Raw genomic sequence first — 14,884 nt, forward strand, 5'->3', positions numbered from 1 at the left:
AAAAACAGCCGCTCGTGGGAGTTGGTTAAATCTTCTTGCATATTTTCACAAATTTTATTGTCAAAAATGAGAAAAAAGGCATCTGCGCCATGGCACAGAGCCTTCATTCCCACGAGTCTACGATTATTTCCCAGACTGTCCATCCGTCGCCATCGCGACTTGAATCATTTCATTCACTGGCATATCGCCCGTAAACATACGGAACTCAACGCCATCGTTCGTCCAAGTCAATGTTCTAGGCTCATCCTTCGACTTGTTCCCCGTAATTACCCCAACCGTGAACCCGAGATCCACAATGTCTCCTGGAGGCAATGAAACGGATTTTGCTTGCGGTCTAACCTCAATCAGATTGAAGTTATATTTGCCTTTGTATCGTAAAAGCACCGCGGCATCCTCACCCAGCTTCATATCGCTGATGTCTTGCTTCACAACGTCCTTGGGCAGGTAGTACGGCTCAACAATACCAATACTTTGTGCTTTGGCCGCTGCTGGCGCCGTTTTCGTCGCATCCGGTTTCGCTGCACCCGTAGCTTTGGATTGATCGGATTGTCCACCTGTCGCAGACAGATTTTTGTCCGTTACCGATTTGCCCCCCGTTGTCGGGTGATCAGCATCTGTAACCGCAACGTCAGCTGACGTAGGCATGGTTTGCTGCAAATTCCAGCTAGTCATGTTGCGCTCCATTTGGAAAAAGTCCTTATCGAACTTCGTATCGAATTCAAAATGCGTGAAATTCACCTGAACCAACACATTCTGATTCGCATCGGACACTTGAACTTGTGTAGGTGCGAGTGTTTTCTTATTCAGCCAAATTTTTTGGCGGGATAGCTGCTCATTCTGATAGTTAGCGGCAACATCGAATACATAGGCATCCTTGTCCGTCGTAAATTGGCGATCCTTATCCGCAATGATGCTCTTAGCTAACGATTGGAACAAGTACACTTGACCTTGATTCTCTGGCCAATCGCTTTGGAAGCGGAAGCTCTTCTTCAAATGCGGTGTCAATACGAACACGCCTTCTTCATTACGCAGAACAATCTGTGTAACATCCTTCGTAGCATTTGTCAGGGAAATCCGGTACAAGTGCTCCGGAGAGAACGCCACCTCAACTGCATACTCCTGCGGCTGCTGCCCTGTGTTCAAAATCATGCTACCTGATGCTTGATAGCTGCTTGCCTTGCCCATCACATGATCCAAATCCTTTACGATAGATCCTGCATCCTTTTTGCCCATCCCGCACCCTGCGAGAACCAATGCTACGCACATTACCACTGCTACCATCCATGTGACCCGGCGCATTCGATCATCCCCTCACTCATGATTAACATCAACATAGTACATGCATATGAGGGGACTTGTTCGATTATGCAGCCAAGCTTACGGCTTGGCCTTGAATTTAAAAATTAATCTCCGCATCCTTCAACAAAGGGTGCTTTTCATCCTTCGCTGATAAAACAGGGTTCGTCGTCGGCCATGCTATTCCGATTGCTGGATCATTCCAGAGAATTCCGCGGTCATGCTGCGGTGAATAATATGCGTCGACCTTATACAGCACCTGCGTCCCCGGTTCCAACGTACAAAAGCCGTGGGCGAAGCCCTGTGGTACAAGCAACTGCCCTTTATTGGCGGCGCTAAGTGTAACACCTACCCACTGGCCAAAAGTTGTAGAGTTTGGACGTATGTCTACAGCTACATCATAGATAGAACCTGATATAACCCTAACAAGCTTCGATTGTGCGTGTGGGTTCAGCTGATAATGCAGCCCGCGCAGCACGCCAATCTCTTCAGAGAGCGAATGATTATCTTGCACAAAATCTATCGTAATCCTCTGTTCAGCCAGCTTCGCAGCATGATAACTTTCCATAAAAAAGCCCCGATGATCCGCATGGACCTCAGGTTCGATAATCACAAGCCCTTCTAAAGCTGTTGTCGTAATCTTCATACCTTCTCTCACCTCTGTTTCTAACATATGCAAGAGAATCGTAGAAAGCCTCAGACAATGGTTTAGAGGCAGTTTACCGATTGGTAGGCAGTCTAGAGCTCTGGAGCGTAAAAAGGCCGCCATGGGCTTTTCAGCCCCAGCAGCCTTTTCCTTGTTTGTATGAGATGAAACTACCACATATACACGATGCACGAAATAATACCTGCCCAAATCAGGGAACCGAACACTACACCGACTATCAATCCTTTGCCAATCGACAAATGATCATCTTGGTAAGCGTCTTCATGATCGATCATACCCAAAACCTCCCCGCATACACAGTATATGCAATAGTATGGGGAAAATGTTGGCGAATCATGCGGGTGGATTCAAATTTTTATTAATAGGCGTTCTTATTTATAAAGCCATTCACAATGGTTCTCCAAATAATTTTAATATCAAATAAAAAAGTCCAATTTTCGATATAGAAAATGTCATGCTTAATCCGTTCCTCAATCGACGTATCGCCACGCAACCCATTGCTCTGCGCCCAGCCCGTAATTCCAGGCCTGATATGATGCTTCACCATATACTTCGGTACTTCTTCCTTAAATTGTTCCACGAAATAAGGACGCTCCGGTCTTGGTCCGACAACACTCATGTGTCCAAAAAGCACATTAAAGAACTGCGGCAGCTCGTCGAGGCTTGTTTTACGTAAAAACGTGCCGACCTTCGTTCGCCGCGGGTCATTTTCCACCGTCCACTCCGTGTTTGAAACCTTGTCTCCAAGGTTCTTCATGCTGCGGAACTTGTACATCATGAAGCGTCTACGATTCAGGCCTACGCGCTCTTGCTTGAAGATGACTGGGCCTTCGGAATTGAGTTTGATGGCTATGGCTATGATCAGCAATAGAGGAAAAATAATAATGATCGCTGTTAATGAAAACAGGATATCAAATCCTCTTTTTAACGTACGGTTAGACATTTCATCAAGAGGAATATCACGAACATTAATCAGAGGCATTCCCGCAAAATTATCAAAGTGAGGCTTTGATGGCAAAATATCAAAAAAGTCAGGAATAATCATCGTCCGAACGCCTGATTTTTCACAAATGCTAATGATCTTACCGAACTTCTGATGTGCCTCCAAAGGCAGTGCAATGATTACTTCATCAATCATAACGTTCCGAAGGGTTTCTTCCAGTTGATCAATTGTTCCAATAATGGGTTTGTAATTTTTATGGTTAGCTTCGTGCTGATCCGTATAGTCATCCAGGAACCCAACGACCTCAAAACCAAGCTCAGGATGCTGCTTCAGATTTGCATAAAAGCGCCGTCCTAACGTACCAGCACCAAGAATCAAAATGAATTGCTTATTATAGCCCTTCTTTCTTAGTCGCTTCAATCCAAGCTTCACCAAATATCGATAAATCGATATGAAACAGACACTACCAATAAAGTAAATCGCCAAGTACGTTCTCGAGATATGAACAGCTTTGAAAAAGAAGAGCAAGCTTAAAAGCACAAATATACTTATAAGATGAACTTGGATAATCCTGAAGGATTCTTCCGCGAACTTCTTCTTCCTTTTAGGCGAATACAACGTAATATTAAAACCAATTCCAACCGCGATCGCCCCATAAACAAGGCTCCAAATCGCATAGTCTCCTATGGGCAGCGGCACTTCGTGTGGGATCAAATTGCTTTTGAACTTCAGCCACCATGCCAAAAGAAATACAAATTGAATAGTGATAAAGTCCGCAAGTGCGTAAATTTGTGTTAAAAACTTCTCGTTTTTCCGAATCATGTCTTCCACCTCCTCTAACGAAAGATTAATGATGTTTTATAGTTTAGGTTGTTTAAGAACAATAACGGCCATCCAAGCGTGTTTACGAATAAATGGGAGCGTACGGAACAACATATTGTCGAAGCGATCAGCGAATTTAACCAATGAAGAAAATGCAGAAAATTTACGAAAAGGACTTAAGGCAAGTGTTGCTAAATAGAAATATTTCAATTCCACGGAATCAAAATATGTTTTTGCCAACTCGATATCTTTCATTAGCAACGGATGTTCATCCTCAGTTCGAATTCCTGGCGTCAGTTTCCGAAATAAATTAATGAGTGGATTATGTCCTAAAGGCTCTGAGAAAATAACAGCACCATCCGGTTTTATCGTTCTGGCAAGCTCCCGATATGCTTTATGTAAATCCAAATGATGAATAATCCCATTTCCGCAAATTAAATCAAATGTATTGTTTGGAAAATCGAGATTTTCTGCGTCCATGACTAAAAAGTCCATCTTATCTTGAAGTCCCTCATGTTGGGCTCTGGCATTCGCCTGTTGAATAGCAACATCGGAAATGTCAATTCCTTTCGCTGATGCGGCACCATTTCTGACTAAGAAATAAGAGTAGCTACTCAAACCACAACCGTATTCTAACACATCTTTATTGGCACAGTGCGCTAGGAGCAAATCCGAATAATAAGTAATAATCGCTTGTGTAATGGAGTAGTACTTTTCATTCGCTTTCTCGCGTGCATCGTTATTTCCGCCGAACACTTCATTGTGAAAATCTTTTTCTTTAACGATTTTAGTAGTAGTAATAGACATTATGTCACCTAATTAGTTTATTTTTTAATAAAGTTAAAAAGAACTTCAACGAAATTCCAGCGTATACGAGACCATTTGTAAGGAAAAAATACTTACGCTTGTAGTGCTTATTATGGAAAAGGAACATGGCTCTATGAAATTCATAAATGATTTTGTACGGCTTCCTTCGACTGCTAGCCCCTTTATGATGAACAATCTGAGTGTGAGGGTAATAGTAATTAACCCAGCCCGCTTCCTTAATTCTATAACACCAGTCGATATCTTCTCCATACATAAAAAATTCCTCATCCAACATACCAACCTGCTCAATGGCCTCACGTCGGATCAACATAAATGCTCCAACAAGAGAATCTATCGGGTAAGCTTGATCTGGATCTAAATATCCCAATTGATATTGATTGAATCGTGGAATGTTAGGAAACAGCTTAGAGAACCCAAAAGCATAGTAAAACGACGCGGAGGGCGTTGGAAAGCCCCTCTTACACGCTTTATCGAGTGAACCGTCTGGCAGCACGATTTTGCAACCGGAAGCGCCTACAGTCGGGTTCTCGTCCATGAAACGGAGCATGGTTTGGAGTGTGTCTTCTTGGACGATGGTGTCTGAGTTCAAAAGCAGGACATATCGGCCTTGAGCGATGCGAATCCCCTGGTTATTAGCTCTAGAGAAGCCTACATTGTCCGTGTTAGTGATTGTGACCAACTGTGGGAAACGCTCATTCACCGCTTCAATAGTGCCGTCGTTAGATGCATTATCAATTAGGATGATTTCGTAATTGTATGCTGTAGTTGACGTATAGACCGATTCAATACAGGCTAATGTTAGATCCTTTGTTTTGTAGTTCACGATGATAATGGATAAATCCAAGAGATGACCTCATTTATTGATTGATTAACCTTAGTATAGCACGGGATTATTAATTTTCGCCTAAAAAAATAAGACTAGCTGCTGCTAATCTCAGGAAATTATTTTATGAACCATTTATATACTTCGGATGATGCTCTTCTTCGTTTACTCTGAATTAGGCTTCTTTTGTACTTCAGTTCGGAATACTTGTGATACAAGTCTAACCAAGCTCCTAATAATCTAGGTTCGCGTACGAGTGCGTATATGAGACTAAGGCATTCGTATATCAAAAGTGGAAGGAGTTGCTTCATCATTATAGAGAAGTCATCGTTTTTCAGCATCATTTTATAACGATTGATATAGGATAATCTTCTAACAAAAAGCGGTTTACTGCTCCTGCCGCCTTCCTTCCAACCTCGTTCATGATAAGCTATCGCAGTTGGCTCATAGATGGCTTTCCAACCTAGTGTTTGCGCGCGCCAAGCCACATCCACATCTTCCTTATAAGCAAAAAAGTCCTCATCAAAAAACTCGCCATTCAGACTTATGTCATTGATCATCTCACGTGAATACATTGCAGCAGCACCAGAAACACCGAATACTTCTTCCGAGTGAAGATACTGTTCGTTAGACTGATGAGCGCCGCGGTCAAAGGCTCTTCGTGCTTTGTTTATAATGAGACCCGTGCTGTCGATGTGATGAGGTGCTGCTTTGAAAAGTAGTTTGCCTGTTGCACTGCCTGCGTTCGCGTGATTCTGAAGTGCCTGGATAGTGTTAAGAACATAATCCGTTTCAAGGACGACATCTGGATTCAGGATCAAACAATAGTCCGTTTCCGTCATCCGGATCGCTTGATTGTGGCCGCCGGCGAAGCCATTGTTATGCTCGTTTCGAATAATGATGCATGTGTCTTGCCATTTTGCCAGTGTAGCAAGGGTGTAATCCTTGGATGCATTATCGATGATAATGATTCGGTCAATAGGATTGGACTGTTTCAGAACCGCCTCCAAGCAATCCTGGATGTGTTCTGCGCTGTTATACGTGACAATATGGACACTGACCGTCCGTTTGCTAGCTTCCAAACTAAATCAGCCTCCCGAGCTCTTGTAAGAAAGCCCTAAGCCCTTCTCGCCAATTACGTAAATCTTCAAATCCATTTGCTCGAATCGCTTCGTGCTCCATCGCCGAATTTTGGGGTCTCCGAGCAGGTCTCGGAAATTCTTCCGTTGTACATGGTTCAACCTTAATCGTAATGCCACTTTCTTCAAAAATCGCACACGCGAAGTCATACCACGAACAAATGCCAGAGTTAGAAGCATGATAAATGCCGTAACGATCTGTCTGAATCAGTTGCTCAAGGAACAAAGCAAGATCAAGTGTATACGTAGGTGATCCAAATTGATCGCTTACAACCTTTAGTGAGTCGCGTGTTTTTGCTAACTGCAACATTGTTTTTACGAAATTATTACCGTACAAGCCATAAACCCAAGACGTTCTTACAATAAAATGCTTAGAAGAAATGGATTGCACGTTTACTTCTCCAGCTCTTTTCGACTTTCCGTACACACTTTGAGGATTCGTTTCATCATCTTCTCGGTAAGCATGTGAAGCCTTCCCGTCAAAAACGTAATCAGTGCTTATGTATACGAACTTAGCTCCGATCTTCTCAGCAGCAATCGCCAGATTTCTGGTTCCGTCTGAATTTACTCGGTAGGCCTCCGCAACATTGGTTTCTGCAAGATCAACTGCAGTGTACGCAGCACTATGGATGATTACCTCTGGCTTAAGGCGCCGAATTACTTCAAGACACTGACTCTCATTCGTAATATCAAGCTGATCTCTCGCTAGCCCGTGTACCTCATGCTTAGCTTCTAGCAGCTTAACAACATCTTGTCCTAATTGTCCATTTGCGCCAGTTACAACTATTCTCATACTTGTTCACCTAAACGAGAACTATACTGTTCATTAAAATACTTTTGATACTCACCCGTTTGAATTCGTTTCCACCAATCCTGATTGTTCAGATACCAATGAATCGTCTCCTTAATACCCGTATCAAAATTATGCTTCGGCTTCCAGCCAAGCTCATTCGTTATTTTGGTCGCATCGATTCCATAACGACGATCATGTCCTGGGCGATCTTTGACGAAATGCATCAGTGACTCAGGCTTGCCAAGCTCTCGAAGTATCGTTTGGATAATTTGAATATTTGTTCGCTCATTATTTCCACCGATATTATAAACCTCACCACTGACTCCATTATGCAGTACCAAGTCAATCGCACTACAATGATCCTCCACATACAGCCAATCTCTAATATTAAGTCCATCACCATAAACAGGTAAGGCTTTATCACTTAGAGCATTAGCAATCATCAAAGGTATTAACTTTTCAGGGAACTGATAGGGTCCGTAATTATTCGAGCAACGAGTAATATTCACATTGAGTCCAAAAGTCTCATGATAGGAACGCACCAGTAGATCGGAGCCTGCTTTGCTTGCCGAATAGGGACTATTCGGAGCTAGGGGAGTCTCTTCCGTGAAAAGACCAGTCTCTCCAAGAGAACCATACACTTCATCTGTCGAGACATGAACAAATTTCTTTATCGTATGCTTCCTGGCAGCTTCCAGCAAAACTTGCGTACCCAGCACATTCGTTTTCACAAAAATGTCCGGTTCAAGAATACTACGATCAACATGGGACTCCGCGGCGAAATGAACGACTGTATCAATTCCCTTGTCGAACAAACTGTTCACAAGTTCCGAATTCGTAATATCGCCTTTAATAAAGGTGTATTGGTGTTTATTTTGAATTGAAGCCAAATTCTCTAAATTACCGGCATACGTCAGCGCATCCAAATTGATAATTCCATAGCTAGGATAGCGATCCAGCATATAGTGCACAAAGTTGCTGCCGATGAAACCGGCCCCGCCCGTTACAAGAATTTTCATGTAGATATGACTCCTATTAAAAGTTAATTTCCGCATCTTTAAGCAATGGGTGCTTCTGATCTTTATCCGATAGAATTGGATTCGAAGTTGGCCAATCAATTCCTAATGCTGGATCATTCCAGAGAATACCGCGATCATGTTCAGGAGAGTAATACTCGTCTACTTTGTATAAAACCTGCGTATTCGGTACAAGCGTACAGAAGCCATGCGCGAAGCCTTGAGGAACGAGCAATTGGCGTTTATTCGCTTCACTTAGAATGATGCCTATCCATTGCCCGAACGTTGGGGAGTTTTTGCGGATATCAACTGCCACATCATATATGGCACCAGCTGCTACACGAACGAGCTTTGTTTGCGCTTTTGGAGATAGCTGATAATGTAGTCCACGCAGCACACCAGCTTCCACAGATAGGGAGTGATTATCTTGAACAAACAATTGATCCACGCCAAGCTCGGCAAACTTCTTACTGCTGTAGCTCTCCATAAAAAAGCCCCGATTATCACCAAAGACATCGGGTTCGATAAGATAAAGCCCCTGTAGCTTAGTAGAAATCATTTTCATCAGCTAGAGCACCTCTTAAAATTTAAGTTTTCCAAACTCTTCGCCAAACACTATATCTTTAGCTAGTTCGTTGGCTTTTGCTAATGAAGCATGTGTACCAGCATCCGTCCACCAACCTTGGAGAATATCGTAGGTTAATTGAGTCTTTTCGATATATGCGTTGTTCACATCTGTGATTTCAAGTTCTCCTCTATGTGAAGGCTTCAATTGTTTAATTATATCAAAAACTGAACTGTCATACATATATATTCCCGTTACTGCATAGCTGCTTTTTGGAATCGTTGGTTTTTCCTCAATTGAAATAATCTTGTCTCCATGTAACTCTGGTACACCATAACGCTGGGGGTCATGTACTTGTTGAATGAGGATTTTCGCTCCATTTTGCTGATCGCGAAAGTTACTCACGAATGGTACAATGCTATCTTCGAACACATTATCTCCAAGAATAACGACCATTTGGTCATCTCCAACAAATTGCTCTGCAAGCCCCAGAGCCTGTGCAATACCACCTGCTTCGTCTTGGACTTTAAAAGTAAAACTAACCCCCATGTCACGACCACTACCCAATAAGCTAACCACATCGCCCATATGTTCGATTCCGGTTACAACTAAGAAGTCTTGTATGCCCGCTTCTTTTAGTTTATATATTGGGTGGAAAATCATTGGATATTTACCTACAGGTAATAGGTGTTTGTTCGTTACTTTAGTTAGAGGAAATAAGCGGGATCCGGTGCCGCCAGCAAGTATGATACCTTTCATGTCTAAGCCTCCAATAGAATTATTATTTCCAACCCTATTGCTTTCAGTTATCCTCTAACTATTATCTTCATAATTACTAGTGCCCCAATAACGATTCTTTAAGAAAATCACAGTTATTAAACCAATTAGCACTCCTAACCAGACCACTATCATGCGCTCGAGCAGTGAAATAGAAACCGCCATTGACTTTGGAATATCCATTTGTATCAATAAACCAATTACACTAGCATCTGCAACCCCTATACCTCCTGGAAACATAGAGAGTGTACCTGCTATAGTACCTGTCGACAAAACAAACAAAATATCTCGATAAGATAAACTTAAATCTAGAGCATTAATAAAAATCCAGAGCGGGAGTGCTTCAAATAAGCATCCAATTAAAGTAAGTAGAACCGCAACAGTTAGAGGCCTAACTCTCAAAAGTGAATGAGAGCTTAGATATAACTTACTCAAAGATTTTTGATATTTGGTAAGTTTGCCGTAAGATGAAAGCTTATTTATTAAGAACATGATAAAAGTTTTTTTTTGTAAAACAAAGATACTTAACAGAAAAACACCAATTATTATTGAAGCTGCTTTTACTCCTAAGGCAATATAGCCTACACCAGTAGTAACAATTAAACTTAACGATATGAAATTTGTAAGGTGATCAACCACAATAACTGGTGCACTAATGCTAACATCCACATTAAATTTGCGATATAAAATATAGGATTTTATCAGTTCACCTATTCTTCCAGGCGTAATACTAAACCCTAAACCAAACAAAAAAATATGACCACTCTCTGTTCTGGGGATACGAATTTCTAGTTGCTTAATCATAAAATCCCATTTAATAAATCGAATTAATATGCCACATAACGAAGACAATATAGCTAAGAAATATTCATGAAAATGAATTTTGCGAATAATGTTTTTTATACTAGGGTAATCTCCCCAAAATATAAAGATTAGATATAACATAATACAAACAGAGAAAATTATAACTGCTTTTGAAATTAAGTTGGCAAGTTTCATGACTCTGCTTTTTTAATTGCCTCCGCCACTTCTTTTCCTAACTTAACACTAAAATTCATTCCACGATCATTTGGATATATCTGAGATGTATTTGACAAATATAATCCACTAATCGGAGTTTGATATGTTGGCTTAAACTTCGAGTATTTCATTGGCCAAATAGGTTGTGCATAACGGTCTCTAGATACTACATAACTTTCTATACTTGTTGGATCAAAATCGGGGTATATTTTGAGCAATTGTTCTACGTACTGCTCAATGATATCTTCATTTTTTGATGATAAAAGAGGATGTTCTACACTTAAATATTTCGAAAAATATACGATTGTTTTCCCAGCATATTCTTCACTTGGAATAAAATTTGTATGCTCAATAAGGCCACCAAAAGGGATTTCATTATCTGCAATATTTAGCCAATATAAATCACTTAATTTCTTATTCAAAGTCATCATTACTACTAATGCACAGTCATATTTTATCTGTTTTAAAGGCTCAATGTATTCACGAGGTGCTTTCTTAATCAAATTCACAAATACTGGCAACGCAGCAGTACAAACAACTATATCGAACTCGTGAAAGTTTTCGTCAACCTTTAAACCTTTACTAATTCCACTTTCAATTACAATTTCTTCAACATTGGCATTTAAGTGTACCTTAATCTTTCTACTTTCTAATGTTTCTAGCAACTTTTGATTTAAAGTATGGAAACTCCCTCTCATGTAACCAAGCAGTTCCTTTTGTCCACCACCAGATCTAGATTTAAATCTTTGAACAATTCGTTCCCATATCCATACCGCTGGAATCTTATTGTAATTATCCCCGAATTTGATTCTTAACATCGGCTTCCATATAACTTCCCAGCCTTGTTTACCAACATATTTTGTAAGAAATTGCTCTGTAGTCATTGTTTCTAATTTATCAACATTTTTGTATTTCGAAATCAGAAGGGACGATAGTCCGACCTGTATTCTGTTAAAGAAACTTAAAGGTTTAAACTTAATTAAATCAATTGCTGTAGTAAACGGATAACTAATTCCTTTATAATAAAATCCTACTTTCGATTCTTTCCAAATTAACTTATCTTCTAATCCTAATTCTTTGACCAATTCGAGATAGTATTTATCATGAGTGAAAAGATGATGATAATACTTCTCAATATGTGTATTACCGATTTCTATAGCTCCGGCTAATCCTCCTATTTCACTACTCTTTTCATAGATTTCAATTTGCGCATCAGGGTAAAATTTATTGAGGTAATAAGCCGAAGACATTCCAGCTATTCCCCCACCTATAACAGCTATTTTCAAAACGATTCTCCTTTCGAGTAAGCAATGGTTTTTTCAATTCCTTCCTCAATTGCAATTTGAGGCTTCCAACCTGTATGAGTAAATAATTTTTCATTACTTACATCAAAACTCATAATTTCACTAGGCCGATATGGGACAGAACCATAATATACTCTGCTATTTGAGTTGATGAAACTATACAATTTATCAACTATTTTCTTCAAACTATAACTACTTCCGTAAGCTAAATTTACAGTTTCGCCAATAAGCGTTTTGCATTCACTGATTCTTACTAACCCCTCTGCAACATCATCAATATATATGAAATCTCGTGTTTGTTCGCCTAGAGTCATGTGAAAGTCCTGGTGATTTAATAGCTTTCCTATAGCTTGTGGGATAAAAAAACGTTCACTTTGTCCTGGACCGTAAATAAGTGATGGCCTCACAATCACTATCGGGACCTGAAATAAATTATGAAACATTTTCGTAATTGCGTTTGCAGAAGCTTTTGTTCCAGAGTACATGGAAATCGGGCTAACTGCCATGTTCTCATCAAATGGTTGATTATTAAAACCATATTCTTCACAAGTGCCTGCTGAGATAAAACATTCAATATCTAAAGAAACTTTAACAATACTGGATAATAAATTCGCAGTACTTATTACATTGGAATGAATCATACTATGTAAATCCTTAAGTTCTCGACTTGGCCTCGTATCAGCCGCGAGATGATAGATAAAGTGAGGACTTACTTCGGTTAACAGACGACTGATTTGTTCAATATCTTCTAAATCACAGAAAATATAGCTCACTGCATTAAGCTTTTGTTTTACATTTTGCCAGTCCCTTGAAACTGCATAAATTTGAGTATAGTTGTTATTCAACAAAAAGGTTATTAGCCTCTGCCCTACAAAACCGCTTGCACCCGTAATTAGAATCCGCTTGTTCTTGTTAGATTCAAAAAGCAAATTATTCACCTCGCTAAAGTAACATAAGACTTAAACACCAAGGTTTAAGTCTTTAAAGAAACAATATTAATGTGCCCAATCGTTATTTCTTTGAATAGATTTATCTACAAAGTAATCAATTTGATTCGAACATAAATTGTATGAGTCAGTTTGATTATATTCTTTGTACCATTCACAAGTTAGAGCTATACACTCTTCAATATTTAATGAAGGCTTCCAACCTAAAATGAAATTAGCCTTACTACAATCTAAGTTAAGCAGCTTAGCTTCATGTGGTTCATCCTTATTGGACTTATCGACCCAAGATCCATTAGGGAAGAGAGAAAGAATCTTCTCTACAACTTGACCAACTGTGATGATTGATTCATTATCTGGTCCGAAATTCCAACCACCTGAATATTTCCTTGGATTTGCATGCAATCTTGATCCAATTAATAAATAACCACTAAGTGGCTCCAATACATGTTGCCAAGGACGAATCGATTGGGGACTCCTAACTTCTATTGGAATATTTCCATCCAAAGCCCTCATACAATCTGGAATGATTCGATCTTTGGACCAGTCTCCTCCTCCAATTACATTACCAGCTCTAACAGAGGCCACTACCTTGCCATGCATTGTATATTGATCTGGGTTAAAAAAGGAATTAATATAAGAACTTATAACAAGCTCAGCGCACCCTTTGGAAGCACTATAGGGGTCGTAGCCTCCCATAGAATCATTCTCGCGATAACCCCACACCCATTCTTTATTGTCATAACATTTATCACTCGTAATGCATATACAACTTGTAACACTTGGACTCATTCTAACACACTCAAGAACATTGATTGTTCCCATGACATTTTCTTCAAATGTTTGTCTTGGGATCTCATATGACAACCGAACGAGAGGTTGTGCTGCTAAATGAAATACCATATCTGGTTTGTGAACTTCAAAAACTTCTTGAAGTTTTGCCAAATCTAAGATATTACCCCGAATATCCATTATACGATCTTCTAAATTTGAAACCACGAAATTATCTAGTTCAGTGTATGGGTCAAGCGAGTAACCAATGACCTCTGCTCCAAGCTTTTGAAGCCATATGGTAAGCCATGAGCCTTTAAAGCCAGTATGTCCTGTAACTAATACTCGTTTGCCCTTATAGAAATTATTAAACATAACGTTCCCCTTACTTGTCCCATACATTCCAAGGAGTATTCTTTTCCTGCCATAACTTTTCAAGATATTGCATGTCCCTAAGTGTATCCATACATTGCCAGAATCCATCATGTTTGTACATCATGAGCTCATTGTCTTCAGCCAAACGCTCCAAGGGTTCTCTTTCGAAGATACAATCCTCATCCTCACTTACATAATTAAAAATTTCTCTATTAAAAATAAAGAACCCTCCATTGATGCGGCCTTCAGAGGTTTGTGGTTTTTCACTGAAACTCTCAACTTTTTCTCCATCCAATAATAGTTCACCGAATCTAGATGGGGGTCTCACACCAGTTACTGTCCCAATCTTACCATGAGAATAATGAAAATCTAATAAACGATTGATATCTACGTTGCATACCCCATCACCATACGTCAACATAAAGACATCACCTTTTATATATTTTTCAATTTGCTTTATTCTTGAGCCAGTCATATTATCTTCACCAGTGTTTGCCAATGTAACTTTCCAATCCTTCTCGTTGTGAAGATTGTGAATATTAACATTGCTCTTATTACCTAAATCCAAAGTAATATCACTATTTAACAAATCATAGTTCAAGAAATATTCCTTTATCTTTTGCCCTTTATAACCTAAACACAGGTTGAAATTAACGAATCCATATGATGAATATATTTTCATAATATGCCACAATATTGGCTTCCCACCAATTTCAACTAATGGCTTAGGAATTGTCTCCGTCATTTCCTTAATTCTTGTTCCTTTTCCCCCACACAATAAAACTACTGGAATATCCTTCA

Annotated in this window: 16 protein-coding genes; all 16 read right to left on the minus strand. The window is 39.8% G+C overall.

Annotation, left to right across the window (positions count from 1 at the left end):
- Positions 1-123: 123 nt before the first annotated feature.
- Positions 124-1,299 carry a LolA family protein gene (locus AC58UX_RS11235; protein ID WP_497252511.1) on the minus strand — a complete coding sequence of 392 codons (1,176 nt, stop codon included), beginning with the start codon at positions 1,297-1,299 and terminating at the stop codon, positions 124-126.
- Positions 1,300-1,396: 97 nt separating this feature from the next.
- Positions 1,397-1,942: a dTDP-4-dehydrorhamnose 3,5-epimerase gene (rfbC, locus tag AC58UX_RS11240; protein ID WP_497252513.1), complete on the minus strand. Its 546-nt coding sequence runs from the start codon at positions 1,940-1,942 to the stop codon at positions 1,397-1,399.
- A gap of 170 nt (positions 1,943-2,112) precedes the next feature.
- Positions 2,113-2,238: a hypothetical protein gene (locus tag AC58UX_RS11245; protein WP_497252515.1), complete on the minus strand. Its 126-nt coding sequence runs from the start codon at positions 2,236-2,238 to the stop codon at positions 2,113-2,115.
- 83 nt (positions 2,239-2,321) lie between these two features.
- The gene (locus tag AC58UX_RS11250; protein ID WP_497252517.1) at positions 2,322-3,728 is read right to left on the minus strand and encodes an undecaprenyl-phosphate glucose phosphotransferase; all 1,407 of its coding nucleotides are present in this window, start codon (positions 3,726-3,728) and stop codon (positions 2,322-2,324) included.
- A 36-nt stretch (positions 3,729-3,764) separates the two neighbouring features.
- Positions 3,765-4,535 (minus strand): class I SAM-dependent methyltransferase, encoded by a 771-nt coding sequence (locus tag AC58UX_RS11255; RefSeq protein WP_497252519.1) that lies wholly within the window; start codon positions 4,533-4,535, stop codon positions 3,765-3,767.
- A gap of 4 nt (positions 4,536-4,539) precedes the next feature.
- The gene (locus tag AC58UX_RS11260; protein ID WP_497252521.1) at positions 4,540-5,400 is read right to left on the minus strand and encodes a glycosyltransferase family 2 protein; all 861 of its coding nucleotides are present in this window, start codon (positions 5,398-5,400) and stop codon (positions 4,540-4,542) included.
- 98 nt (positions 5,401-5,498) lie between these two features.
- Positions 5,499-6,461: a glycosyltransferase family 2 protein gene (locus tag AC58UX_RS11265; RefSeq protein WP_497252523.1), complete on the minus strand. Its 963-nt coding sequence runs from the start codon at positions 6,459-6,461 to the stop codon at positions 5,499-5,501.
- A 1-nt stretch (position 6,462) separates the two neighbouring features.
- Complete coding sequence (gene rfbD / locus AC58UX_RS11270; RefSeq protein WP_497252525.1) at positions 6,463-7,311, minus strand: dTDP-4-dehydrorhamnose reductase; 849 nt, start codon at positions 7,309-7,311, stop codon at positions 6,463-6,465.
- A complete protein-coding gene (rfbB, locus tag AC58UX_RS11275; protein ID WP_497252527.1) occupies positions 7,308-8,330 on the minus strand; it encodes a dTDP-glucose 4,6-dehydratase in 1,023 nt (340 codons plus the stop codon). Before rfbB ends, rfbD begins: the two co-directional genes overlap by 4 nt.
- Positions 8,331-8,346: 16 nt before the next feature.
- Positions 8,347-8,892, minus strand: coding sequence for a dTDP-4-dehydrorhamnose 3,5-epimerase (gene rfbC, locus AC58UX_RS11280; RefSeq protein ID WP_497252529.1), 546 nt, complete (start codon positions 8,890-8,892; stop codon positions 8,347-8,349).
- A 15-nt stretch (positions 8,893-8,907) separates the two neighbouring features.
- Positions 8,908-9,651 carry a sugar phosphate nucleotidyltransferase gene (locus tag AC58UX_RS11285; RefSeq protein ID WP_497252531.1) on the minus strand — a complete coding sequence of 248 codons (744 nt, stop codon included), beginning with the start codon at positions 9,649-9,651 and terminating at the stop codon, positions 8,908-8,910.
- 54 nt (positions 9,652-9,705) lie between these two features.
- Positions 9,706-10,668: a lysylphosphatidylglycerol synthase transmembrane domain-containing protein gene (locus tag AC58UX_RS11290; protein WP_497252533.1), complete on the minus strand. Its 963-nt coding sequence runs from the start codon at positions 10,666-10,668 to the stop codon at positions 9,706-9,708.
- A complete protein-coding gene (locus AC58UX_RS11295; RefSeq protein ID WP_497252535.1) occupies positions 10,665-11,975 on the minus strand; it encodes an NAD(P)/FAD-dependent oxidoreductase in 1,311 nt (436 codons plus the stop codon). The genes AC58UX_RS11290 and AC58UX_RS11295 overlap by 4 nt, the downstream gene beginning before the upstream one ends.
- Positions 11,972-12,922 carry an NAD-dependent epimerase/dehydratase family protein gene (locus AC58UX_RS11300; RefSeq protein ID WP_497252537.1) on the minus strand — a complete coding sequence of 317 codons (951 nt, stop codon included), beginning with the start codon at positions 12,920-12,922 and terminating at the stop codon, positions 11,972-11,974. The genes AC58UX_RS11295 and AC58UX_RS11300 overlap by 4 nt, the downstream gene beginning before the upstream one ends.
- Positions 12,923-12,988: 66 nt before the next feature.
- On the minus strand, positions 12,989-14,083 hold the full coding sequence (gene rfbG / locus AC58UX_RS11305; protein WP_497252539.1) for a CDP-glucose 4,6-dehydratase: 1,095 nt from the start codon (positions 14,081-14,083) through the stop codon (positions 12,989-12,991).
- A gap of 10 nt (positions 14,084-14,093) precedes the next feature.
- A complete protein-coding gene (gene rfbF / locus AC58UX_RS11310) occupies positions 14,094-14,876 on the minus strand; it encodes a glucose-1-phosphate cytidylyltransferase (RefSeq protein ID WP_497253629.1) in 783 nt (260 codons plus the stop codon).
- Positions 14,877-14,884: the final 8 nt, after the last annotated feature.

Source organism: Paenibacillus sp. J22P90 (assembly GCF_059692195.1).